We start from the raw sequence: 24,534 nt of genomic DNA, 5'->3' as shown, positions 1-24,534 counted from the left end.
ACAAAAATGGTAGCGATCGTCAGCGGCAACAGTCTGGGTCTGAGTTTGACTTCATTGGCCACGCTCGGGCAGCGCGGCACATTGGGCGCCGCCGGCCAGGGCAGGAACGGCGAACAGGCGTTCGTCAATATCGCCACCGGCAACCTGGTGCTGCAGGACTTCGACGACCGGCTCGAGGGCCGCGGCCTGGATATCAGTGCCGTGCGCACCTACAACAGCCAGGGCCTGCTGAACGACGACAACGGCGACAACTGGCGCGTCGGCGCATTCGGCCAACAGATCCAGCTGACCGGCACCGTGGCCACGGCCGGCAGCACCCTGACGCGCATCGACCGCGACGGCGCGCAATCCATCTACACCTGGGACAGCACACGCGGCCTCTATGTCAGCACGGCCGGTTCGGGTGCCTTCGACACCATCGCTCACGACGCAGCCGCCGGCCGCTTCGTCTGGACGGACGGCGCCACCGGGCTGGTGGAGCGCTACGAGTCGGCCGGACAGGGCCATCTGATTTCGGTTTCGGACCCGCGCGGCAACAGCGTCAGCTATGCCTACAACGCCAACGGCACGGTCCAGAGCCTGACCAATGCCAATGGCGAGGTCACCTACTTCGACTACACCGGCACCAACCTCACGCAGATCCGCACCGTTGCCGCCAACGGCGCGACGCTCACGCGCGTGCACTACGCGTACGACACGCCCAACCGGCTCGCGACTGTCACGGTCGACCTGAGCCCCGAAGACAACTCGATCGCGGACAGCGTCAAGTACGTCACCAGCTACACCTACGACGGTGCGAGCAAGCGCATCGCCTCGGTCACCCAGACCGACGGCACCAGCCTGCAGTTCACCTACGTGCAGGTCGGCGCGGACTACAAGGTCGCGAGCGTCAAGGACGGTGCGGGCAACATCACCAACTACAGCTACGACACCGCCAACCGCCGGACCTCGGTGGTCGATCCGCAGGGCCGGGTCAGCGTCTACAGCTATGACGCAAGCGGCCAATTGCTGCAGATCAAGGGCCCTGCGGCCAATGGCATTTCGCAGACGACCGACTTTGCCTACAACGCCAACGGCGACGTGATCCGGATCGTCGATGGCGAGGGCCACGCCGTCGACATGCAGTACGACGCCAGCGGCAACCAGGTGCTTCAGCGCGACGCCGCCGGGAACACCATCACGCGCACCTACGACGTGCGCAACCAGTTGTTGACCGAGACCGCCTATGCCGCGCCGGACCTGGACGGTGCGGGCGTCATGCAGCCCCAACAGCCGCTGACCACGCGCTACGTCTACGAAGGCACGGGCCGGAACCTGCTTCGTTTCGTGCTGAGCCCGAAGGGGCGCGTCACGGAGTACCGCTACGACAGCTACGGCCAGCGCACCAGCACCTTCGAATATGCCGGTGGCGGCTACGACACCACGGCACTCGGCACGACCGCGACGCCCACGGAAACCCAGATGGTCAATTGGGTCGGCGGCCAGGACCGCACGCTGTCCAGCCGCTCCGACTTCGTCTACGACGCACGCGGCCAGGTCCAGCAGCTCACCGTCTTCGGCAAGGTCGATGTCAGCGGCAACGGCGTGGCCGACGGCAGCCAGTCGGTCACGCACTATGTCTATGACCGCGCCGGGCAGCTGATCAGCACCGTCAGCGCGATCGACGGCGCCACGCAGTACACCTACGACGGCCTCGGGCGCCGCCTCTCGGCGCAGGACGCGCTGAACAACACCACCGTCACGAGCTACGACGATGCGGGCAACAAAACCACGGTGACGATGGCCAATGGCCTCGTCACCACCAGCGCCTACGACCACAACGGCCGGCTGGTAAGCGTGCGGCAGGGCAGCACGGCCGCGCCGCTGCTCGGACAGACGACCTACGTCTACTACGCCGACGAAAGCAAGCCCTACCTGAAGATCGATCCCACCGGGGTTGCGACCGGAATGCTCTACGACCACGAGGGCCGCCTGAGCGTGGAGGTGTCGGCCTCGGGGCAGATGGTCGAGTACATCTACAACAAGAACAGCCAGGTCACGCAGACGATCGTTCATGCCAACCTCGCGGTGGGCCTCATCGAGGCGCTCCAGGAATTCGCCACGAACGGCACGCCCATGGAGCTGGACGACTTCCGTCCCGCCGCCAGCGCGATGGACCAGCGCTCGTGGCGCATCTATGACAACGCGGGCCGCGTGGTCCGCACGATCGATGCGGCAGGTGCCGTCACCGACACGCAGTACGACGGCGCCTCGCGGGTCACGGCCACCATCCGGTACAGCCAGCCGATCTCCATCGCTTCGCTGGGCACCGCGCCGACGCTCGCGGCCACCGCGCCCACGACCAACGCCGCGAACGACCGCGTCACGCGCAGCTTCTACAACGACGACGGCATGCTGCGCGGCACGCTCGACGCCGAAGGCTACCTGAGCGAATTGCGCTACGACACCGCTGGCCGGCTGGTCAGCCAGACCACCTATGCCACGGCCACCAATCCGGCCCTGCGTGCCAGCGGAACGCTGGCGCAGCTGGTACCGGCGGCCAGCGCCAATGACCAGAACTCGTTCTGGCTGCACGATGCGCAGGGCCGCACCGTCGCCGAGGTCGACGCCGAGGGCTATCTCACCGAACGCGTCTTGGATGCCAACGGCAACGTCACGCAAACGGTGCGCTACGCCACGCGCGTCAACGCCGCGCAGCTCGCGCAGATCTCCGTCGGCACCACGGTGGCCGATCTGCGTCCCTCCTCGACACCCGAGGACCGCACGAACACCATCGTCTACGACAAGCTCAACCGCATCTCGCAGCAGACCAACTACGAAGGCACCGTCACGCAGTACGCGTACGACAACGCCGGCAACCTGGTCGGCACCACCTCTGCCGCCGGTACGTCGGAAGTGCGGACGCTCAACGCCCGCTACGACATTCAGGGCCGGCTGATCGGCGAGTTGAGCGGCGTGGGCAGCGCGCTGCTCACCGGCGGACAGACCCAGGCGCAGATCGATGCGATCTGGGCGCAATACGGCCTCGCGCACAGCTACGACGCCGCGGGACGGCGCACCAGCACCACCGATGCCTACGGCAACAAGACACTGTTCTTCTACGACACCTCCGGGCACCTGACGCACACCGTCAATGCACTGGGCGAAGTGACCGAGCAGCAATACAACACGCTCGGCCAGCTCTCGGCCACCATCCAGTACGGCACCCGCATCGGCCTGGCCGGGTTGTCCGGCGGCCTCGCCGGCTCCGCGCTCACCAACGCGATCAACGCCGTCAAGAACAGCGCGCGGGACAGCAAGCAGACCTTCACCTACGCCGCAACCGGCGCGCTCGCGACCAGCACGGACGCGCTGGGCAACACGACGCAGCGCACCTACAACGCCTTCGGCGAGGAAATCGCCCGCGACCAGGCGCTCGGCGATGGCCGGCACCTGGTGCAGACGCAGACCGTGGACCGCCGCGGCCTGGTCACCGGCACCGTGGCCGATGTCTCCGGCGTCAACGCAATCACCAGTGCCGTCTACGACGCTTTCGGCCGTGCAACGCGCACCGTCGACGCCAACGGCAATGTCCGCACGCAGAGCTACGACCGGCTCGGCCGCGCCGTGGTTGCCGTCGATCCGCTCAATGCACAGCGCTCGTCCAGCTACGACGCCTTCGGCCGCGTGCTCACGCAGACCGACGCGCTGGGCAACACCACCACCTACACCTACAACAAGGCGCTGCGCAGCGTCTCGGTGACCACGCCCGAGAACATCACCGTCACCACGGTGCACACGCGCCAGGGCCAGACGCAGCAAGTGGTGGACGGCAACGGCAACACCACCAGCTTCAGCTACGACAAGAACGGCAACCTGTTGTCGACCACCACGCCGCTGACCACCACCAGCAGCACCTACGACCGCTCCAACCGCCTCGTCCAGACGACGGACGCCAACGGCAACGTGGTCGCCTACACCTACGACGCGGCCAACCGGCTGCTCAAGCGAATCGTCGATCCGAACGGCCTGAACCTGGTGACGGAGTACGCGTACGACGCCAAGGGTCAGCAGATCACCGTGACCGATGCCAATGGCTCGATCACGCAGATGGTGTATGACCTCAAGGGTCAGTTGCTCCGGCAGGTGATCGACCCGACCGGGCTCAACCTGGTCACCGAATACACCTACGACGCACGCGGCAAGACGCTCTCGGTGCTCAGCCCCGGCGGCACGCTGATCCGCTATGCCTACGACACCCTCGGCCGCCGCGCCGAGGAGCGCGTCGACCCCAACGGGTTGAACATCACGCGCACCTATGCCTACGACGCGAACGGCAACGTCGTGCGCGACACCGACGGCAACGGCAACGTGCGCCGCTATGCCTACGACGCGAACGACCGCCTGGTCTTCACTGTCGACGCACTCGGCAACCTGAGCCGCAACACCTACGACGCGGAAGGCCGCGTCGTCAAGACGGAAGCCTTTGCGACGCCGATCAGCCTCACGGACCTGGGCACTGCACCGACGATCGCGCAGATCCAGTCGCGCATCGTTGCATCTCCGGGCCGGGACAGCACCCAGCATCGCGTACTGGACAAGGACGGCCGGCTCACCGCCACGGTCAACGGCCTGGGCGAGGTGGTCAAGTTCGTCTACGACGCCAACGGCAAGGTCGTGGAACGGGTCGCCTACGCGAACCGCATCGCGCTGGCCGGCTGGGCGCCGGGCACCGCGCCCAACCCGGTGGCCGACGCGACCCACGACCAGCGCGTGCGCTTCGTCTACGACCCGCTCGGCCGCGCGACCTACACGATCGACGGCACAGGTGCCGTGGTGCAGCAAAGCTACGACGGCAATGGCAATGTGGTGGACCGCATCGCCTATGCCACCACGATCCCGGTCTCGACGACCGCGACCACGGCAGCCATTGCAGCCGCGGTCGCCGGCATTGCCAATCCGGCACGCGACGCGCACGACCGCTTCGTCTACGACCACGCCAACCGCCTGAGTTGGCATGCCGATGGCGCCGGCGCCGTGACGAAGCAGGTCTACGACAACAACGGCAACCTGATCAAGCAGATCCAGTACGCCACGGCAGTGGGGAGTTCCGCATCGCCCGACACTGTGATCGCGAGCAGCGGCGACCGGATCACCGACCGCGTTTACGACAGGGCCAATCGCCAGGTCTTCGTGATCGACGGACTCGGTGGCCTCACCTGGACCGGTTACGACAAGAACGGCAACGTGACGACGCAATGGACGGCCGCCGTGCGCCTGGCGGCCCCCACGGCCACCAGCCGGCCGACGGAAGACCAGATCAATGCCAACGCGCCGGTCGACTACTTGGGCGCCGACCGCGTGGAAAGATTTGCTTTCGACGCTGCCAACCGCATGGCCATCCGCGTCGATTCAACCGGTGCCGTCACCGAGATGCAGTACGACGGCGCGGGCAACAACACGCGCACGACGCAGTACGCCAACCGCATCGATTTCAACGGGCTCAACGGCAACTGGGATGCGAGCTATGGAGACATCCGCCTGCTGTTCGGCACCGACGCCGCCGACCGCACCACGACGCGCACCTTCGACGCCGCGAACCGCGCCGTATTCAACGTGGACGCACAGGGCCACGTCAGCAAGAACAGCTACGACGGCCTGGGCCGCCTGACGCAGACCACCGCCTACGCGCTGTCGATTCCGGCGAGCGCGCTGGGCTCTTCGTCCACGATCGCCACGGCCCTCGTGCCCCATCCGGACGATCGCACCGACAGCTTCGTCTACGACGCCGCCGGTCGCCTCGGCAGCAGCACCGATGCTCTGGGCTTCAGCGAAAGCTACAGCTACAACGCCCTGGGCGAGAAGACCTCCTTCACCAACAAGAAGGGCTCGGTCTGGACCTATGACTACGACGCGGCCGGCCGCCTGACACAAGAGACCGCGCCCGCCGTCGAGATGACGGCCGTGACCACCGACGGCGCCGGCAACCTGGTCGTCGATGCAGCCCACAGCGGCAGCGCCAACCTCGTCACCCGGCTGGCCTACGACGCGCTGGGCAACCTCGTGGCGCGGACCGAGGCGCTGGGCCGTCCGGAGCAGCGCACCACGCGCTACGAGTACGACACGCTCGGCCACCAGGTCAAGGTCATCTATCCGGAGGTTGGGGTCTACAACCCTGCGGACAATCTCGCGGCCAACGGCGCGAGCGGCCTCGCCGGACGGTCCGAGGTGCTGAAGTCGCTCTTCACCGAAACCCGCTACGACGTCTTCGGCAATGCCGTGAGCAACCTCGATGTCGCGGGCAACCTGAGCTACAAGACTTACGACGTGCTCGGACGCGTGCGCTACGAGGTCGATGCGCTCGGCTTCGTTACCGGCTACCAGCACAACGTCTGGGGCCAGGTCACGCAGCTCTCGCGTTTTGCCAACGCCACGACGCTCGCGAGCGGAAACCCGGCGAGCCTCACCACGGCGCAGGTCGCGGCCGCGGTCAATGCCGCGGGCCTGGACCACGGCGCCGACCGCACGCTGACCACCGAGTACGACCGCGTGGGACGCATCGCGAAGGTCATCGAACCCCAAACCTTCGTCTACGACTCCAACTCCAACGACACCGTCAAGTACTTCACGGCCGGCAAGACGACCGCGAATGTCTACAACGCGTTCGGCGACCTGACGCAAGTCGCCGAACTCAAGAACGCACAGACGCAGGACTGGATCCGCACCAACAACTACTACGACAAGCGCGGCCAGCAGATCGCCTCCGTGGATGCCATGGGTTATCTCACTACCCAGGCCTACGACGGCGCCGGCAACATGGCCGTGCGCAAGGAATACGCCACGGCCATCGCCGGCTGGGCCGGCGGCACACCGAGCGCGGCCATTCCGGGAGCGCCGGGCAGCAGCGACGACCGGACCACGGTCTACACCTTCGACCGCGGTGGACGCAAGACGGCCGAGACGCGCCTCTCGGTCGAGTACAGCAGCAGCGCCAACGGCACCTCGGGCCGCGCCGACCTCGTCACCAGCTACGAATACGACGCGGTCGGAAACCTGACACGCACCATCGATGCCGCCGGCGGCAGCACGATCAGCCTGTACGACGCGCTGGGCCGCGTGACCTACACGGCGGCACCGTCGACCGGCAACGCGTTGCTCACGGCGGTTACCAGGTTCCAGCGCGATGCCTATGGCAATGTGGTGGTCAAGACGGACACCCACGTCTACAAGGTGTCGCCCGATGCCCTGACCGCACCGCGCACCGACATGACGCCGGGCCAGAGCCTGACGCCGGGGCAAAGCATCTACTCGCCAAACGGCCGCTACACCTTCGCCTTCCAGACCGATGGCAACCTGGTGGTGTACGACCGCGTGGACAACCTTCAGGCTGTCTGGAACTCCGCCACGAGCGGCAGCGGCGCAGACCGCTTCACTTTCCAGGCCGACGGCAACCTGGTGCTCTACAAGGGCTCCCAGGCGGTATGGAATTCGGGCACCTTCGGCCAGGGCGGCACGCACCTGGTGCTGCAGGACGACGGCAATCTCGCTCTCTACACGGCCGGCGGTACGGCACCGTGGTATGCCGGTCCGGACAACAACTGGCAGGAGATCGCCGACCGCTCCACGTACACGCTATACGACCGCCTGGGCCATGCAACGCAGAGCACCGACGCCAACCGCGTGAGCCGCTACAGCTCGTACGACGCGCAAGGCCACATTGCCAAGGAATGGCAGATGGTGACCAACGGCGATGGTGTCTCCAGCACCCTGTTCCGCGCCTACCAGTACGACAAGCTCGGCCAGCAGACGCACGTCATCGATCCGGCATCCACGAGCCAGGTGAGCGGCTCTTCGGTGGTCACCGTCGGCCAGGCACAAGCCGGCCTGGTCGACACCTCCGTCACCTACAACGCCTTCGGCGAGGTCACTCGCAAGAGCGTCAACGGCGTGGCCGGCGAATACTTCGACTACGACAACGCAGGCCGCGTCTGGCGCACCAACGCCGGCGACGGCGTGGACAAGGTCGCCTTCTACAACCTGCAAGACAAGCAGACCGCGCAGATCCTCAGCTACGGCTCGACCTACGAGAACGTCGACCTGAAGTCGTTCCAACGCGCGGACGAACTGGCGTGGCGCGACCTGCGCCGCACCGACACGGTTTACGACGCACTCGGCCATGTGGTCCGGACCGTCGGCGCCGAGCGCGAGGAATGGGACACGGGCCCGCGCAACAGCCGTCTCTACACGCATGCCACGCTGGGCAGTTCGAGCCAGAAGGTCTCGGACGAGTCGGGCAACGTCTCCTGGCAGGGCACGAACTCCGTGAACGTCTCCTGGGCCCCGCTGCACAACCTGGGCAGCGGCGACGTCAAGGTCGTCATGGAATACGCCACGCAGACCTGGACGGTCGGCGGCGGGACCGATGAATCCGGCAACCCCACGGGGACGCCAGTGACCGTGGCGGGCGGCGAGATCCGCTCGCGCACGCAGATCCTGACCAACACCGCGCAAGGCGTCGACAACGTGACGCTGACGTGGACCGACGACGCAAACGCCAACGGCGGCATCAGCAAGGTCACGCGCCTGACGATCTACAAGAAGGACCTGTACGGCAACTGGCAGCAGATCTCCGACCAGACATCGCTCGGGTACGGCGGCCAGGTGATCGACATCGACACGCCGGACGATCCGACCGCCACGGTGCAGCTGCAGTTGCGCCCCGCCGGCAGCAGTGGCGATTCGGGCTGGGCTTCGTTCGGCCTCACCAACTTCGGCGATGCGCAGCGCTTCAACGCGAGCGGCCTGCCGGCTGGCAACTACGAGTACCGCGCGCTGATGACGACGGCAGCAGGCGTGACCACGGTGATCGGCTCGGGCCGGATCGACCTGACCTCGCCTCCACTGGCATCGATCGGCACGCCCCTGGGCTTCTATCAGCCGGGCGTGACCGGGCTGGGCCTCTTCACCTGGCAGTCGCCGGGCAATGACGTGGAGCAGGTCTTCCGCATCCGTCCGGCCGGCAGCAACGGCGTATGGGACACGCGCACGGTCTCCGCGCGCGGCGAAGGCAAGGATGGCGTCGACGTCTCCATCATCGCCGCCGGCACCTACGAGTACGAGCTGCTCTGGATCCACGCCGGCGACGGCGTGCCGTATGCCCACGCCACGGGCCAGATCGTGAGCACAGGCTTCAAGCCGCCCTACTGGGTTCCGCCGGTGAACCTGCCGGTGATTCCGGGCGTGTCCATCGGGACGGTCACAGTCGGCGACATCACGGGCTACGACGAATCGGGCAACCCGATCTACAGCGGCCCCACCACGACCAAGCCGGTGATCCGCTGGCCCGCCGCGTCGCACACCGTGCCCGCCATTCCTTCGGGCGACACCACCTTCCGCTATCGCCTGCAGGGCAGCAGCGAGTGGCATACCCTGCCGATCGGCGGCAATGTCGGCACCGACGAGTCGGGCAACCCGACCGGCAACCATGAAGTGGACATCAGCGGCCTGCCGCCGGGGAACTACGAATACCAGGTGCTCGTCACCCAGACCGTCATGGGCGTGGCCGTGCCGGCAGCGCAGGCGACCGGCAACCTGGTCGTCAGCCCGACGGGCGAAGGACACAACGTCCCGACGCTGATGCCGTTCCCGGTCCCCGTCACCATCACGCCCGACGACCCGGCCAACCACATCATCGGCTGGACCGGCTCCGGCCCGACCTATGGTCCGCCGGTGGTGATCGGCACTGATTCGAACGGCCAGCCGATCTTCGGCCAGGGCTACGGGCGCGACATCATCGGCAACGACGAGTCGTCGGGTCCGATCTACGGCCCGGTGAAGGCCATCCCGTACTACACCTACCAGCTCCAGCAGGTCACGCAGACCGTGCCCGTGCAGGTGGCCGTGGGCCAGGACCCGGTGCCGGCACGCGACGAGTCGGGCAACATCATCACGACGCCCGTCTACGAAACCCGCACCGGCACGCAGACCGTCGCGGTGCAGGTGCAGGTGGGCAGCGATCCGATCTATGCCCGCGACGAAAGCGGCAACATCGTCTACGAGACCGTCTACGAGACGCAGTACCAGACGCGCACCGATCCGGTCTATGGATGGGTGCAGGTGCCGCGCACCGAGGCCTACCAGGTGGCGGTGCAAGGTCCGCCGCAGATGACCACCGACGAGTCGGGCAACCAGGTCGTCGTGCGGGATGCCTGGGGCAACATCCAGTACACGACGGTCTACGAGACGCGCTACAGGACCGTCTACGACAACGTGCTGGTGATCACCGGCTGGCAGAACGTGACCTACCCGGTACAGGTGCCGGTACAGCGTCCAGTGATCACGGGCTACCAGCCGCGCTACGAAACCCAGTACGTGCAGCAGCCCTACACCTACCAGGTGCAGGTCGGCACCACGCCGGTCTACCAGCGCGACGCCGCCGGGAACATCATCTACGAAACGCGCTACGAGACCCAATACCAGACCCAGACCAGCTGGGTGCAGGTGCCCACGCTCGTCACGCCGGCAGACCCGTCGCAATACATCGTGAGCTCGCATTCGGGCAGTCCGATCTACGGCCCGCCGGTCATGGTGGTCACGGGCCACGACGAGTCGGGCAACCCCATCACCGGCCTGGGCAAGGGCTACCAGATGGTGAACGGCGTGGTCACGGCAGTGCCGTACACCGAGATCCAGACCGAATGGCGCATGGTCGACGTGTGGGTGCCCGGCACCACGCCGGCCCCCACGGTGACGGACACCACTCCGCCCTACACCCCCGGCTACATCGTTCCGGCCATGCCGCCGCTCTTTGCATCGAGCACGACCACGGTCGAGGGCAGCTCCGCCGTGAGCGAGACCGGCACTTCCGGCGCGCCCGGCAGCCAAGCCATCTGGCTCCCGGGCAGCGGCGGCTCGCAGCGCCCGGTCGTCAACCAGAACACCGACCGCTGGGGCAACGTGCTGTCGATCAGCGACCCGCGCTCGGCGGGCTGGGTCACCACCTACCGCTACAACGCCAACAACCAGCTGGTCGAACAGAAGCAGCCTGACGCCGACGGCAACTCGAACAGCGCCGGCGCACCGGTCACCCAGCTGTTCTACGACACGCTGGGACGCCAGGTGGCCGTCAAGGACGCGAACGGCAACATCCAGGGCAAGGCCTACGACGCGGCCGGCAACCTGGTGCAGGAGCTCAACGCGGACGGCGGCACGGTCCGCCACGCCTACAACGTCTTCGGCGAGAAGGTGAGCACCATCGACGCGATGGACCGCGCCACCCGTTTCACCTACGACAACGTGGGCCGGCTGCTCACCACGACCCACGGCGTGGTCAACGTCTTCGGCGTCAACACCACGTTCAACGTGGCGCAGCTGGTGGACACCCGCGCCATCGTCGAGACCAACACCTGGGACCAGGCCGGGCGCAAGCTCAGCCAGACCAACGGCAACGGCGAGACCATCCGCTACGTGTACGACCTGCAGGGCCGCGTGGTCCAGACGATCCAGCCCATGGGCCAGTCCACCCGGGTGGCCTACGACGCGCGCGGCAACAAGACTGCGGAAGTCGACGGCAACGGCTACATCGCCACCTGGAGCTACGACTACTTCGGCAAGGTCCAGGCCCACACCGACTTCGGCGGCCGGGCCTACGCCTACACCTACGACAACGCGAAACAGCTCACCTTCGACAGCGGCACCAACCGCGAGTACCACTACAACAGCGAAGGCCTGCTGGAGCGCGTGTACGACCGCACCACCACGCAGGACGAGAAGTACGAGTACGACATGGCCGGCAACCGCGTGCGCGAATGGTTCGCCAAGGGCAACGTCGTCTACAAGGACAACCACATCGCCTACGACGCGCTCGGCCGCATGCGCTGGGTGGCCGACGGCCGCGCCTACGTCAACATCGCCTACGACAAGGTCGGCAACCGCACCAACATCCGCACGCACGTGCTGAACCAGGACACGAGCCTGGACAGCAACCTGTTCTTCCAGTACGACCAGATGAACCGCCAGACCGTGGCGAACGCGGCCGACGCCCAGGGCAACCTGGGCGCCGAGGGGCACCGCATCACGTATGACAAGAACGGCAACCGCCTGACCGACACCTGGAACGGCACGCGCGTGATGACGGTCGACGGCCAGAGCCAGATCATCGGCTTCGACGAGAACGGCTCGGCCATCTACAGCACCACGCCCACCAGCTACGTGGCCACGCTGGGCGAGACCACCGAGCAGTACCGGTATGACGAACTCAACCGCATGACCAGCGTGGTGCGCGACGGCGTGCAGACCGATGCGCGCCTGTACGACGGCGCGAGCCGCGTCATCCAGACCGGCCCCGCGGGCTCCCTGCCGCAGGCGTACATCAACGCACTGAACGGCACCAACTTGAGCGGCCAGACGCTGGCGGGCACCGGCAGCGAGACGCACATCAACCGCTACAACGCCAATGGCCAGATCGTGCGCCAGGACGTCTACAAGAGCGACAACGCGCTGAAGTACGCGGTCGTCTACGACGCCCTGCCCACACCGCTGAAGCCCGGCATGGGCACCGCGGGCGGCTACGACAGCGCGGGCAACCTGCTGGGCTACACCGTGTTCGACTGGGTCGGCGGCAACGTGACCAACTACGCCAACACCTACGGGCGCGCGGAGGGCTATCGCCAGCTCACCACCCTGGGCACCAGCACGGTGACCAACCCGGGCGGAACGGTCTGGGAGTACGGCAACGGCGGCGAACTGACGGCAGTGAACGACGTGACCAAGCCGCAGGACAACCGCAGCTTCGTGAGCGACATCAGCGGCACGATCGTCTATGCCGAACAGGCGGGCCAGGGCCAGCATCAGTTGGTGGTGAACGGCCAGGTGCTGGGACGCTACGGCTCGATTCGCGACGAGAACAACCCGACGCTGCCCAACGGCACGCCGTTCTTCCTGCCGAAGGCGGAGTTCAACTTCGGCTACCAGCCGATCAACGGCAACTACCCGTCGGCGAGCCCGGGCACGTATGCGGTGAGCGCCGGCGACACGCTGCAAGGCATTGCACGCGGCGCGTATGGCGACGAGAGCCTGTGGTACCTGATTGCGGACGCGAACGGATTGGGCAGCAATGCCGACCTGAAGGCCGGGCAGGTGCTGACGATCCCGACCAAGGTGGGATCGGCGAACAACGCGAACAGCTTCAAGCCGTATGACCCGAGCCGGACGATTGGGGATACCAATCCGAACATGCCGATGCCCGAGGCGGACAAGGGCGGTGGGTGTGGGGGGATCGGGCAGATCATCATGATCGTGGTGGCGGTGGTGGCCACGGTCTTTACCGCCGGCGCGGCTTCTCTCGCGATGGCTGGGACACTGGGCAGTGCCACCGCCGGGGGCATCATGACTGCGGGCGTTGGCGCGCTTGCAGGGGGCTCCATTGGTGCTGCCGTGATCGGTGGAGCGGTTGGCTCCATCGTGAGTCAGGGCGTGGGCATTGCCATCGGTGCGCAGGACAGTTTCAGCTGGAAGGGCGTCGCGCTGGGGGCGCTTGGCGCGGGAGTCACTGCCGGCGTCGGAAGTTATCTGGGCCCGGTTGGCAGCAGCGTGCAAGGGTTCGATCGAGTGCTCGCTTATGCCGGCAGAGCTGCACTCTCCAGTGCCGTTACCCAAGGTATTTCGGTTGTTACCGGTTTGCAGAGCAGCTTCAGCTGGAAGGGGGTCGCGGCCTCGGCAGTTGGCGCAGGCGTCGGCACAGCGGTCGCCGATGCAGTGAGCCCGGCCTTCGGCGACTCGCCGTTGGGTCAATTTGCCACGCGCGCGGTTAGTGGTTTCGCTGCAGGTGCGACCGTAGCCGCGATGCGAGGCGGCCGAGTCAACATCGCACAAGTCGCGACGGATGCCTTTGGCAATGCGTTGGGAGACAGCCTTGCGGATGCCATGGGACAGAGTTCGAACAGCCGCAGCGACGACCTGAATGCATTCCTTGCGCTGAACGACAACTTCAACGGCGTCGATGCCAATGGCGGCGTGCCCATGGCCAACGGATTAACCTTCTCGCAAGACGTAGCAGCACGCCGGGCAGCCAATAACCCATATGGGTTGCCGACTTCGGTAGGTAATGGTGACGCAGACAATCCTGCGTTTGCCTACGACTATCGCAACGGCAGCGATGTGATGGACGACACGACCGATGCGAGTGGTCGGCGTGCAATTACGATTGGGAAGAATCAAAGCCTCCTTGGAGCGATGAGCGCCAATGGCTTGAATGCTGCGCAACGACCTGGGGCTTATGGTCAATTGGTGCGCTATGGCCAACTCGATCCCTCAGGCTTTGATTCGAAAAACTCTCCAACAGTCCAGGAGGGCGATCAGTTTTATATCGATCTCAATGACGTGAGAAATGGTGACGTTCAATCGGGACGTCAGATGATCGCCAACGAGTCGGGTTCACGTACCGTGATCGCACGCGCTGCAGCGGCGCGTATCGCGCAGGCCGCGACCGATGCATATACCAGTGCTCCGACTGACTACCGAGATCCGCGTGACTTCCAAGGAAGCTTTAGCTATCAGTCGTTGGTTGCACGACAGCAGTCAGATGCGAGCATAGGTCCAGTTGAACCGGTACCTGCAAGTTCGAGCAAGTTCGGTGACGGGATGGAGTTGACGTACCGCCAGTTCATCGATAAACCCATCTTGCAGATGGGTGCACGAATTGAAAAATCCTGGGGCGTGGATTGGGGCACCCAAGCAAAGCTGGAGGACACCTCCAATACCATCGACAAATTGCTGAACAGGAGTTACGGCGAAAAGACGGAGCAAAGTCTTTCTTATAAAGCCGCCATGGGATTGAGCGTGGCTCCCGTGGGTATTCGCAATTACGATTCCACCAACATCACCTACCACGACTACCGTCTTGATGTGGAACTGTGCTACAGGCAAGAACCGTTCTGCACCATTCCGATCTTGTCACCTTTGGTGGATTACCGGTCCGCACCGATACAAAGCTGGAATGGTGGAATGGAGCGTGGGCGCCAAATTCTCTTGGGCAACTCCCCCATCATTCACTCCTCGGATTACGAAACAGGCAAATTCACAAATCGAACCATGTCGGAACATCCGTTTCATTCGGGAGTGGTGGAGAGCGACCTCTATTGGAATGGGGACGTGTTGCACCTGAGGACTGTGGGCTATGGTTACGGCTCTAGCATTCCGCATACTGCGGCCAACTATGCCGTCGGCGTGGGCTACTTTGGAGCATGGCAAGCGGGCGTAAAGTACAACGTCATGCAAATCCGTCAATCCCAGACCCAAAAACAATGAATACTGTCAAGTTCTCTCGCGTGAGCCGATGGATATCGGCTTACTTACTTATGGGGCTGGCGGCCTGCTCACCCCAGCCAGAAGGAAACTTGAACTCCATTCCCTCGACCTTTACAGGTGCGATAGATGTGCTGCCCCAAGGTCGACCCACCAAAGATTTGTATCTAGCTATAGTCAGCCTGGCCAAACGATATGGCATGGACCCTCGGGGTGACGGTGCCACCAATGGCCGAGAGTGGCAAATTCAGATTTATTGCGGTAATCAATATACGGGTGGCGGCACGACAGCGGGGGACGGGAGTGTTGTGATGTTCGATCTTGCCATTTATGGCTTCAAGGAAACGCAAGACTACGAACGTTTCAAGATCGAAATTCAGGAGCTGATGAAGCCATACGGGACAGTTCGCGCAGATCCAGAACGCCCGCACCTCAGCCAAGAGGAACTACTCAAACGGGGCAAACACACCGGGTTTGATGTCACTTCAAAATGTGCTCCTGGGCGTAACGGATAAATCTCAGCTCAGCCCTTCAATCACTTCTGCAAGGTCCAACGCCATCTCCGAATGGTGCACCAGAAGACACTCGGCATAGATCCCGGATCGGCTCTTGTTGTCAAGTCTTTTACACGCCAACAGACAGTCTCGTGCTTCAGATTCCCGCTGCTGCATGACCAGTGCCACAGCCAAACCGCCATGGCTTTCTGAATGTCGGTCATCCAACTTCACAGCCGACAGAAAACTCCCCTCTGTGGCGGCGGTCTCTCCCAAAAGTATTTGCGCCCAACCCAGCCCGCGCCAGGCCGGTGCGTAGTCCGGCGCCGTTGCAACTGCGCGCTCAAGATCGGACTTGGCGCCTTCACCATCCCCCATCCATAGCTTGACCAAGCCTCGTACAGCCCATGCGCGTCCGTCAGCAGGCCAACGCGCACAGGCCTGCTCGGCAAGCTTCATAGTTTCCGTTCGAGACGCCCGGTCCGCGATCAAAAGAAACACCGCCGCCACCAAACACTCCGCCGACGCAGCCTCACCCCGGCTCCGCCCCATGGCAACCCAGCGGCTGGCCAACACCACATCCCCCCGCTCCCAGGCAGCCAAGCTCGCAATACCCGCAACTACCGGATCGAGTTCGCCCGACGCATCGAGCTGCATCACCCACCGAAGCAGCCGATCGACCGCATTCGACCGGTGCAGCGCCCTCACCCACAACATCTGCGCAGCCAGGAATCCCGAAGGCGACGGCCTTGCCACACCATCGACCTCGAGCAAGGGAGACAACCAGGCCACGCACCCGGCATCGTCGCGCCGCATGAACGCGATCGAGGCGAGGTTGTGACGCACGGCCATCTGGAACAGGTCGTCGGACTGCGCCTCGGCCGACAACAATCCCTTGAGATGGCTCTCTGCATCGTCCCACCGCTGCTGCGCAAGGAACCAGTCGGCCCTGCGCAAGGCCCAGGCAGCGGCGTCCTCGTCCTCCCGTTCCGCCGCCGCCTGGAGGCACCGCTGCGCCTCGTTCCAATCGCTTCGCCGGAGCGCTGCGGCAAACGCCTCGCCCAAATCGTCGACCTCTGCCGAGGAGTCAGCGCCTTGCGACGAGGCAGCGTACGGGGGGTATGCGGTGCTGGTGGTGTTCATCAAGCAAGTCATCCAGCGTTCTGGCGATTTGTTTAGCGAGAGCGCCGATGACCCCTCGCAGGAGTCCGCCTCCTCGTTTCGAGCACCGCTCCGCGCGACAATGCCCTACGCGAGCGGCAGCGCCGTTTTTTCCTGGCACGCGATGCCTCAATCGCACCGGAGGATGTTTGTGATGAAAAGCCCCGATCCCACTTCGTTTGATGCCTTCATGTCCAGCGGCATGGCGGCGAGCCAGGCCAACGACGGCGCGCAAGCCATCGAATGGTTCCAGAAGGCCAGTGCGGCCGAACCCAGCGCGGGTCTGCCGCAGTTCCTGTTGGGCGCGGAGTTCGCTGCGCTCGGCGATATGAATGCCGCCGAGGCGGCCTTTGCCAACGCCACGCTGCTGGCACCGGGCTTTCCGATGGCGCGCTACCAGTTGGGGCTGCTGCAGTTCAGCTCCGGGCGTGCGGCGATCGCGCTGCTCACCTGGCAACCGCTGCTCGATCTGCCCGAGACCGACCCGCTGCCGCATTTCGTTCGCGGCTTCGCAGCCCTCGCGCAGGACAACTTCGACGAAGCGCTACAGCACTATCGGCAGGGCCTTCCGCTCAACACCACGAACAGTGCGCTGTCGGGCGACATCGAAAAGGTCATCGCGGGCATCAACGCCCTGACGAACAAGCAGGCAACCGCTGCCCAGGAAGAGGATGCAGACGCCGCCGCGGCCGAATCCAGCAACCACGTGCTGCTGGCCAACTACCAGCAGCAAGGCCGCTCGCACTGATGCTTTGGCCACAAGCTCTCGCGCTGCCCTCTCCCGCCGTTCACATGGTTCCTCATGATTGACACGTCGACGCAATTGGCCGCGATGATCCGCGCCCAGTTCGCAGCGCAGTTCCGGACGCAACAAGCCAAGGAACGTCCGGTGGCTGGCCGCGATGCGCATGCGGCGCGAGGCGAAGGCGGGTCCGCGTCGTCGCGCACCAGCGGCGAGGCAGTGCCGAACAACACGCCGGCAAACGAAGACGCGCAGATCCAGCAGATGGTGGCGCTGCGCGTGCGTGCCCTGTCACCGGACGACCCGCAGCGGCAGCGCAAGGCGTTCCGGCTCTTCCTGGAGTCGGTGCTGATGCAGGCGTTCGGCCGCGAACGGCTCGATGACCGCGGCTTCGACCAGATGGTCGATGCGGTGCTGCAACGCATGGAGGGCGATCCCGAACTCAGCGCGGCGCTGCGCGAAGCGGGCGACCTGCTGCTCGCCGATGCAGGCCCGGGTGCGCCTGCGTCGGTACCGCGCTAGCTAGGCAACCACCCCGTCAGCCGTTGCCGCTGTCGGGACCTGCTGCGCCATTGGCAGCCGCGTCCTGCGACGGGAACATGTCGCCCATGTCGCCTCCGAGCGGCCCCGCCCTTCCGCCGAGCAGGCGTCGCGCGAAACGCTGCACGTCCTTGGCGTCTTTCACTTCGCCGCTGAGCAGGGCCTGCGCATAGCGGCCCGAGAGGTTGCTCTTGTCCAGCCGCAATGCCAACTCGGCGTGTTCCTCGGCCTCCCGCCGCTGCGACTGCATGGCGAGGACGACCGCCAGGCCACCATGGCTTTCCGCAAAGTTCCGGTCGAGCGCCAGTGCGGTGTCGAAGCTGGCGCGGGCGCCGGGCAGGTCGCCTTGCAGGATCTGCGTCCATCCCATGCCATGCCAGGTACCGATGTGCTGCGACATGGCCGATAGCGCCTGCACGAAGGCGCTGTGAGCCGCAGGCAGGTCGCTGGCGAGGAGTGCCGCAAAGCCGCGCGTCGACCACGCGCGGCCGTCGCCTGGCTGGCGCTGCAACGCGGCATCGGCGAAGTGGATCGCGCGTGCGGCATCGCGGGCAGCCAGCGCGATCGAAGCCTGGGTCACGAGGCTCTCCACGGGATGGTCCGCGGGAGAACCTTCGCCAAGGCTCGCGGCCGACCAGCGCTGCGCGGCGGCGAAGTCGGCCGCATCGATGGCAATCAGGCTGGCGATGCCGGCGGCCTGCGCATCGAGGCTTTTCTGCTGCTCGGCCTGCAGGGCCCAGTCCATGGCCCGGGTGAGCTGGCCGTCGTGATGCAAGGCCCGCAGCCAGAGCTGCTGCAGGGCGCGGGTCGCGACCAGCGGATGTGCACCTTGTCCGGTCGCATCCGGCGATTCGAGCACCGGTGCCAGCCGGGCCACGCAGTCCGCATAGCGGCCACGCCTCAGTTCGATGAATGCCAGGTTGTGAAGCAGCACCTCGGTGAAACCGGGGGGCGGCTGCGGCGTGTCCGCCAGTGCCTGAAGCACTTCGAGCGCTTCGTCGTAGCGCTGCTGCGCCAACCAGAAATCGCCCTCGCGCAGGCGCCACGCCAGGGGCTCGGTGTGCAGCGTCTGGCCGTGCTGCAGATGGAAGCGCGCGCGCTCCCATTCGCCGCACGACAGCGCGGTTTCGAATGCATCGATCAGCAGCGCGTTGTTGGACGGGTCATCGCGCAGGAAGCCGTCGAGCCGGTCGAGGCGCTGGCGCGCGGCGGACAAGGGGGATGCGTTCGGATCGGTCATGGGAAGAAGGAATGTAGGTTGGTCCGGCCAGGAAAATGAAACGTCACAAGGAGACGTCGCAGCGCGCATCTTTCGCCAGCAATTCGCGCAGCCTCAACAGGCCCTGGCGGTGCAGCTGAGAGACGCGCCCGCGCGTGACGCCCATCAGCGTCGCGATGTCGTCGAATGGAACCTCCTGCAGATAGTGCTGGCGGATCACGCTTTTCTGCTGGTCGCTCAGTTGGTTCACCAGGTCGCGCAACACGGTGCGCAGCTGAAGGATCTCGGTCTTGCGGAAATAGCTTACCTCCGGCGACGGTGCATGGGCATTGGCGTCGAACGCCTCGCCGTCGACCATGCCGGTGTCTTCGAGCAGCACGCCCAGCGCCAGCCCGATGCCCACCTCGGCCAGGTACTTGAAGAGCTTGTCGGCGCTGCGCGGGGCGGCCGGCGCGGCGGCATGGCCATCGCCGGGCGCTTCCTCGGGCGCTGCTGCCGCGTCCTTGACGGCTTCGAGCCGTTCCTGTCGCAGGCGCATGGCAACGCTGATCTGCTGGTTCTTCTCGGTAAGGCGCGTGAGCCCGTTGAGCACGGAGCCTTGCACGCGCTTGGCCGCAAAGGTCTTGAACTGCGCCCCCTGGCCCGGCTCGAAGCGGTCCACGGCCTCCAGGAGGCCGACGCGGGCGAGCTGCAGGTAGTCCTCGAACTCCACGTCGTTGTGGGTGCGCCGGCCGTAGATCGTGGCAGCCACCATCTTGGCGTAGGGCAGGTAGTGGCAGATCAATTGCTCGCGCGCCGCTTCGTCTTTTTCCTTCCGCCATCGAACCCAGAGTGCCACCGTCACGTCCGGCGCCTCGGAGGCCGCCACGTCGCCGAGCTTGCCCGGCTCCGCAACCGGATCGAAGAACGGCTGTGGAGATGGTTGCAACGCTGAGCTCAGGCGGGGCATGGTGTCCGGAGCGTCAATGGAAACTGCCGACCAGCGCCTTGAGTACCAGGCTCCAGCCGTCGACAAGAATGAACATGAGCACCTTGAGCGGCAGCGCAATGGTGGTGGGCGGCATCATCATCATGCCGAGCGCCATGAGAATGCTCGAGACGATCAGGTCGATCAGGAGGAACGGCAGGAAGATCACGAAGCCGATCTGGAATGCAGCACGCAGTTCCGACAGCATGAAAGACGGGATCAACTGCACGTTGCTGATGTCGTCCATCGACTTGGGCATGGGCGCCTTCGACAGCTCCACCATCAGCGCCAGGTCGGCCTCGCGCGTCTGCCGCACCATGAACTCGCGCAGCGGCGCCATGCCCTTGCCATAGCCGTCCTCCATCGACAGCTTGCCGGCCATGAAGGGCTCGAACGCGTCGTGGTTGACCTTCTGCAGCACCGGCGACATGGTGAACAACGTGAGGAAGAGCGCCAGGCCGATGAGCACCGTGTTGGGCGGCGTCTCGTTCATGCCGATCGCGTGGCGCAGCATGGAGAGCACCACGATGATCCGCAGGAAGCTGGTGAGACAGACGAGCAGCGCCGGAAGAATCGCAAGCACCGTGAGGCCAAGCACGACGCGCAGGGCCTGCGCGGTTTCGGTCGCCGGGGTCGCCGAGGGCGCTGGCGTTACAGCCGCGGCTGGCGCCGCCTTGGGGCGAACGGGGCTGGCAGCGGCCGTCGGTGCGGCCTTGGATTCGGGCGCGGAGACCGGAGGCGCAGCTGCCGAAGGCGCTGCCACCAGTGGCGCCGGCTCCGGCGTGGCGACCGCGGGAGCCGCCGGCGGTGTCGCGACAGGCGCCGCAGGCGGTGCCTCCAGCGTCGGGCTGCCGGGTACCACCGCCGACGCGGCGTCGTCCAGCGACTGCGCGTGCGCGCCGTCCACCGGCAGGCCGAACAATGCGAAGGCCAGCAACATGAGTGCCAGGACCGTGTGCCAGGACCGCCTCATCGCGTCTCCCTCGGCACGACCGGGGCCGGCTCCACCGGCTCGGCGGCTGCGGTTTCGGCCAACAGCTGGATGGACTGTTCCGTGCATCCCAGCAACAAGCGCCGGCCATTCCACACCACGACGTGCAGGCTGTGGCGTGGCGACAGCGGCATGCTCGACACCCTCTGGATCTCGTGCGAAGGCACCGTGTCCAACAAGCCGCCGAATCGCGTCCACCACGCGCCCGAGGCCTTGGGTTGTCCCGCCCGCCGGCGGGCGATGACGAACGCGAGCGCCAGGAGACCGCCCGCCATGACGACCCCGATCCACCACCGATCGCTCGAGGGACCGGTCGTCTCGCCGGGCTGTTCCCGCTTCACCGGGATGCTGTCGGGCAGACTGGTCGCCGGCTGCGATTCGGCACCGGCAGCGCGCGCCTTCTGCGCCTCCTGTGCTTCACCGGGCAACGCCAGCAGCAGCCCTGCCGTCATGGCAAGCCCCATCAGGCCCCGTCGAACAGCGGTCCCGGTCCGCATCCACCGCAACACAGCATGCATCCGTCAGGATCCCGAGGCCAGGCCCAAGGCAACGGGCAGTTCGGTGATGCGAACTGCAAAGTGTCCGTCGACCGCCACCAATTGGCCGCGCGCCACGACCTTGCCTTCGATGGTGAGGTCGACCGGCTGGTCGAACCCGCGGTCCAGGCGCAGCACCTGGTGCTCTTTGGCGCCCAGCAGCTCGCCGACGGAAATGGTGGCTTCGCCAACGCACACCTGCAGCTTCGCCTTGATCTGGTGCAGCGGGTTCCAGTCTTTCAGGATCGGCGCATCGGCCGCGTGGTTCGCGGCACCGCCGTCGGCGTCGGCATGCAGGTCGGGCAAGGCGATGATCTGCGCGGTGGGCAGGCCGCTGGCCTGCTGGGGACGTGCACGAAGCTCGCCGCGTCCCTCGGCCGCGGTATTGGCTGCGCCGGAGCGGTTGTCGGCAACGATTCCTTCCAGGGCTTTCGTCATGGTGTTTTTTCCTTCGATGGATGGGTGTTCGGGTTGGGGGTTGCGGGCACGGCCAGTTCGATGGCGATGCGGCCGTCGCTTTGCCCCAGCCAGCCGCGGCACACGGGCGTGCCGTCCGTGCCGATGACCAGCGCGGGTGAATCGAGCAGGTGCTCCAGCGGGATCACGTCGTCCAGGCGCAGCTCCTGGAGCTGGCCCAGGTTCAGTTCGGCGCCCTCGAGCATGACGCGCAGCGCCACGCGTTCTCCGGCCAGGGCTTGATCGAGACGCGCCTTCGGCAGCTTCTGCGCAGGTGCAGCGGGGACCGTTTTTTTCGTCGCCTGGCTGCCCAGCAGGGCCGCCACCACAGCATGCGGCAAACCGAGGCTCCAGACGCCGCCGCACCAGTTCCAGCGCACGCAGAGAACGCCGGACCAGGGGTCCGAAGGAACGCTCGTTCCCGGCGTTCCTTTCGCCGGCTGCGGCTCGAGCGCGAAGCCCCCGAGCAACTTGCCCAGGCGCTGCAGCCAATCGGTCCATGCGGCACGAACCATCGCGGGTGCGACCGCCGGTGCGACGGGCGCCGTGGCGGAGGTGGCGAGGTCGAACGCGAACATGCGGTCCGCCAGTGCCTGCAGGGCCGCCTGCGATGAATCTCTGGGCGCACGCGGCAGGGACTCCGCAGCCGGTGCGCCGGCACGCCGCGGCGCTTCGGCAAACGACCAGCAGGCGATATCGTCCCCCGCCAGCACCAAGGTGCCTTCGGGCTCGGCAACCTCGACCTCGACCTGTGCCGATACGCCTTCGCGCACAGGAAGCCACTCGGCACCCCAGTCGCGATGCAGCGCGACGAAAAATACGCGCACGGCCTCTTTCTGCGCAGCTTCCCAGCTGCGCAGGGGGCGTGCCCTGAGCACCGATTCGGAAGGGTCGAGCAGCATGGAGGCCGCTGCACCGCGGGGAGACAAGGCGTTCATTTGCTCTTCATCGAGAACAGTTCCTGCAGCATGTCGTTGGCGGTGGAGATCACCTGCGAGCTGGCCTGGTAGCCGCGCTGCATGATCACCAGGTCGCTGAACTCCTGCGACAGGTCGACATTGGAAATTTCGATCTGGCCCGCGCGCACGGTGCCGAATGCGCCTTCACCGGCCGAGCCGAAGTGCCAGGCGTTCTTGTTCAGAATTTCGAACTGGTTGTTGCCCACCGAGCCCACGGCATCGGGTGAGTCGAAACGCGCGAGTGCCAGGCGTGCGCCCTTGGTGGTCTGGCTGTTCGAATAGGTCATGCGGAGCACGCCGTTGCCGTCGAAGGCTGTGCCGCTGAGCGTGCCGGGCCCCACGCCGTCCTGGGATTTCATCGTGACGGTCGTGATGCCGGCAAGGCGCTTCACGTCGGTGCTGAAATCCAAGGTCAGCGCCATGGGCGGCTGGCCGGCAGGTACATAGGTCATGTTCACCAAACTTGTTTCCGGCGTCGGCGAGCCATTGAGGAAGACCATCTGCCCAGTTCCCGCGACAGTGGTGCCGTCCATCAATTCGACCTTCACCGTGGCCCCCTCGGTGGTCGTCGCGCTGATGACAGTGAACCTTACGTTCAACGTATGCGTCACCCCTCCCGCATCGACAACCTGAACATTTCCCACGGCAGGAATGACGCTCTCCGTATTCGACAGGAGGCCCTCGAACTTGATCTTCGTTGTCGGTTTACCCTGGTTCTGCAACTGCCCTGCCAGGGTGATCTCGACCAAGTTTCCATTGGCATCCATCCCCATGACCTTCTCGCCGCCACTGCGGCTCACCAGCACGCCGTTGTCGTCGAACTTGAACTGGCCGGCGCGGGTGTAGGTGGTCTTGCCTTCCGCGTCCTGCAGCACGAAGAGGCCCTGCCCGTCGACCGCCATGTCGAGGTCGTTGCCGGTCTGGCGCAGTTCGCCCTGCTTGAACGACATCGCGGTGCCGGTGGTGTTGAGGCCGAACCCGACCTGGTCGTAGTTCTGGCTGGCGTTGCCGCCGCTCAGGTTGCCGCCTGTATAGAACATGTCCGCGAACTGCAGGCTCGAACTCTTGAAGCCCGGCGTGTTGATGTTGGCGGTGTTGTTGGCAATCACGCGCAGGCCGCGCGAGTAGCCGAGCAACCCGGTCATGCCGACGTAGATGGACTCAAGCATGGGACATCCTTTCTTGCG

The 24,534-nt window shown here is 65.5% G+C and carries 12 protein-coding genes; 4 read left to right on the top strand and 8 right to left on the bottom strand.

Going from position 1 to position 24,534, the window contains the following annotated elements:
- Nucleotides 1-6 precede the first annotated feature (6 nt).
- Nucleotides 7-15,285 (top strand): LysM peptidoglycan-binding domain-containing protein, encoded by a 15,279-nt coding sequence (locus J2W23_RS22530; RefSeq protein ID WP_307650316.1) that lies wholly within the window; start codon nt 7-9, stop codon nt 15,283-15,285.
- Nucleotides 15,282-15,797: a hypothetical protein gene (locus J2W23_RS22525; RefSeq protein WP_307650315.1), complete on the top strand. Its 516-nt coding sequence runs from the start codon at nt 15,282-15,284 to the stop codon at nt 15,795-15,797. The genes J2W23_RS22530 and J2W23_RS22525 overlap by 4 nt, the downstream gene beginning before the upstream one ends.
- Nucleotides 15,798-15,800: 3 nt before the next feature.
- Here the strand turns inward: J2W23_RS22525 and J2W23_RS22520 are convergent, their stop codons facing one another.
- Entirely contained in the window at nt 15,801-16,919 is a 1,119-nt protein-coding gene (locus J2W23_RS22520) for a tetratricopeptide repeat protein (protein ID WP_307650314.1), read from the bottom strand.
- Between J2W23_RS22520 and J2W23_RS22515 the strand changes: the two genes are divergently transcribed.
- Both J2W23_RS22515 and J2W23_RS22510 read left to right on the top strand, forming a co-directional pair.
- Entirely contained in the window at nt 16,903-17,685 is a 783-nt protein-coding gene (locus J2W23_RS22515) for a hypothetical protein (protein WP_307650313.1), read from the top strand. The two genes, J2W23_RS22520 and J2W23_RS22515, sit on opposite strands and share 17 nt — an antisense overlap.
- Nucleotides 17,686-17,739: 54 nt before the next feature.
- Nucleotides 17,740-18,201, top strand: coding sequence for a hypothetical protein (locus J2W23_RS22510; protein WP_307650312.1), 462 nt, complete (start codon nt 17,740-17,742; stop codon nt 18,199-18,201).
- A 16-nt stretch (nt 18,202-18,217) separates the two neighbouring features.
- On the opposite strand, the gene J2W23_RS22505 is transcribed toward J2W23_RS22510, so the two are convergent.
- From J2W23_RS22505 to J2W23_RS22475, 7 genes are all read right to left on the bottom strand, one after another.
- Nucleotides 18,218-19,459 (bottom strand): hypothetical protein, encoded by a 1,242-nt coding sequence (locus tag J2W23_RS22505; RefSeq protein WP_307650311.1) that lies wholly within the window; start codon nt 19,457-19,459, stop codon nt 18,218-18,220.
- Between the two features lie 43 nt (nt 19,460-19,502).
- Complete coding sequence (locus J2W23_RS22500) at nt 19,503-20,366, bottom strand: sigma-70 family RNA polymerase sigma factor (RefSeq protein ID WP_307650310.1); 864 nt, start codon at nt 20,364-20,366, stop codon at nt 19,503-19,505.
- Nucleotides 20,367-20,400: 34 nt separating this feature from the next.
- Nucleotides 20,401-21,378, bottom strand: coding sequence for a flagellar type III secretion system pore protein FliP (fliP, locus tag J2W23_RS22495; protein ID WP_307650309.1), 978 nt, complete (start codon nt 21,376-21,378; stop codon nt 20,401-20,403).
- Entirely contained in the window at nt 21,375-21,848 is a 474-nt protein-coding gene (locus tag J2W23_RS22490; RefSeq protein WP_307650308.1) for a flagellar biosynthetic protein FliO, read from the bottom strand. The genes fliP and J2W23_RS22490 overlap by 4 nt, the downstream gene beginning before the upstream one ends.
- A gap of 69 nt (nt 21,849-21,917) precedes the next feature.
- Nucleotides 21,918-22,370 carry a FliM/FliN family flagellar motor switch protein gene (locus J2W23_RS22485; RefSeq protein ID WP_307650307.1) on the bottom strand — a complete coding sequence of 151 codons (453 nt, stop codon included), beginning with the start codon at nt 22,368-22,370 and terminating at the stop codon, nt 21,918-21,920.
- Complete coding sequence (locus J2W23_RS22480) at nt 22,367-23,326, bottom strand: FliM/FliN family flagellar motor C-terminal domain-containing protein (RefSeq protein ID WP_307650306.1); 960 nt, start codon at nt 23,324-23,326, stop codon at nt 22,367-22,369. Before J2W23_RS22480 ends, J2W23_RS22485 begins: the two co-directional genes overlap by 4 nt.
- Nucleotides 23,323-24,516, bottom strand: a complete 1,194-nt coding sequence (locus tag J2W23_RS22475) for a flagellar hook protein FlgE (RefSeq protein WP_307650305.1) — start codon at nt 24,514-24,516, stop codon at nt 23,323-23,325. Before J2W23_RS22475 ends, J2W23_RS22480 begins: the two co-directional genes overlap by 4 nt.
- Nucleotides 24,517-24,534: the final 18 nt, after the last annotated feature.

The sequence above is a fragment of the Variovorax boronicumulans genome (assembly GCF_030812215.1).
Lineage (GTDB): Bacteria > Pseudomonadota > Gammaproteobacteria > Burkholderiales > Burkholderiaceae_C > Variovorax > Variovorax boronicumulans_C.
The sequence above is the reverse complement of the archived record's forward strand: the minus strand, read 5'-3'. Positions and strand labels throughout refer to the sequence as shown.

What these genes read in the sequence shown, in the direction of transcription:
- J2W23_RS22475 (WP_307650305.1), bottom strand. Translation starts at nt 24,516, where the DNA reads ATGCTTGAGTCCATCTACGTCGGCATGACCGGGTTGCTCGGCTACTCG.
- J2W23_RS22510 (WP_307650312.1), top strand. Translation starts at nt 17,740, where the DNA reads ATGATTGACACGTCGACGCAATTGGCCGCGATGATCCGCGCCCAGTTC.
- J2W23_RS22480 (WP_307650306.1), bottom strand. Translation starts at nt 23,326, where the DNA reads ATGAACGCCTTGTCTCCCCGCGGTGCAGCGGCCTCCATGCTGCTCGAC.
- J2W23_RS22525 (WP_307650315.1), top strand. Translation starts at nt 15,282, where the DNA reads ATGAATACTGTCAAGTTCTCTCGCGTGAGCCGATGGATATCGGCTTAC.
- J2W23_RS22490 (WP_307650308.1), bottom strand. Translation starts at nt 21,848, where the DNA reads ATGACGGCAGGGCTGCTGCTGGCGTTGCCCGGTGAAGCACAGGAGGCG.
- J2W23_RS22520 (WP_307650314.1), bottom strand. Translation starts at nt 16,919, where the DNA reads ATGAACACCACCAGCACCGCATACCCCCCGTACGCTGCCTCGTCGCAA.
- fliP (WP_307650309.1), bottom strand. Translation starts at nt 21,378, where the DNA reads ATGAGGCGGTCCTGGCACACGGTCCTGGCACTCATGTTGCTGGCCTTC.
- J2W23_RS22485 (WP_307650307.1), bottom strand. Translation starts at nt 22,370, where the DNA reads ATGACGAAAGCCCTGGAAGGAATCGTTGCCGACAACCGCTCCGGCGCA.
- J2W23_RS22530 (WP_307650316.1), top strand. Translation starts at nt 7, where the DNA reads ATGGTAGCGATCGTCAGCGGCAACAGTCTGGGTCTGAGTTTGACTTCA.
- J2W23_RS22505 (WP_307650311.1), bottom strand. Translation starts at nt 19,459, where the DNA reads ATGACCGATCCGAACGCATCCCCCTTGTCCGCCGCGCGCCAGCGCCTC.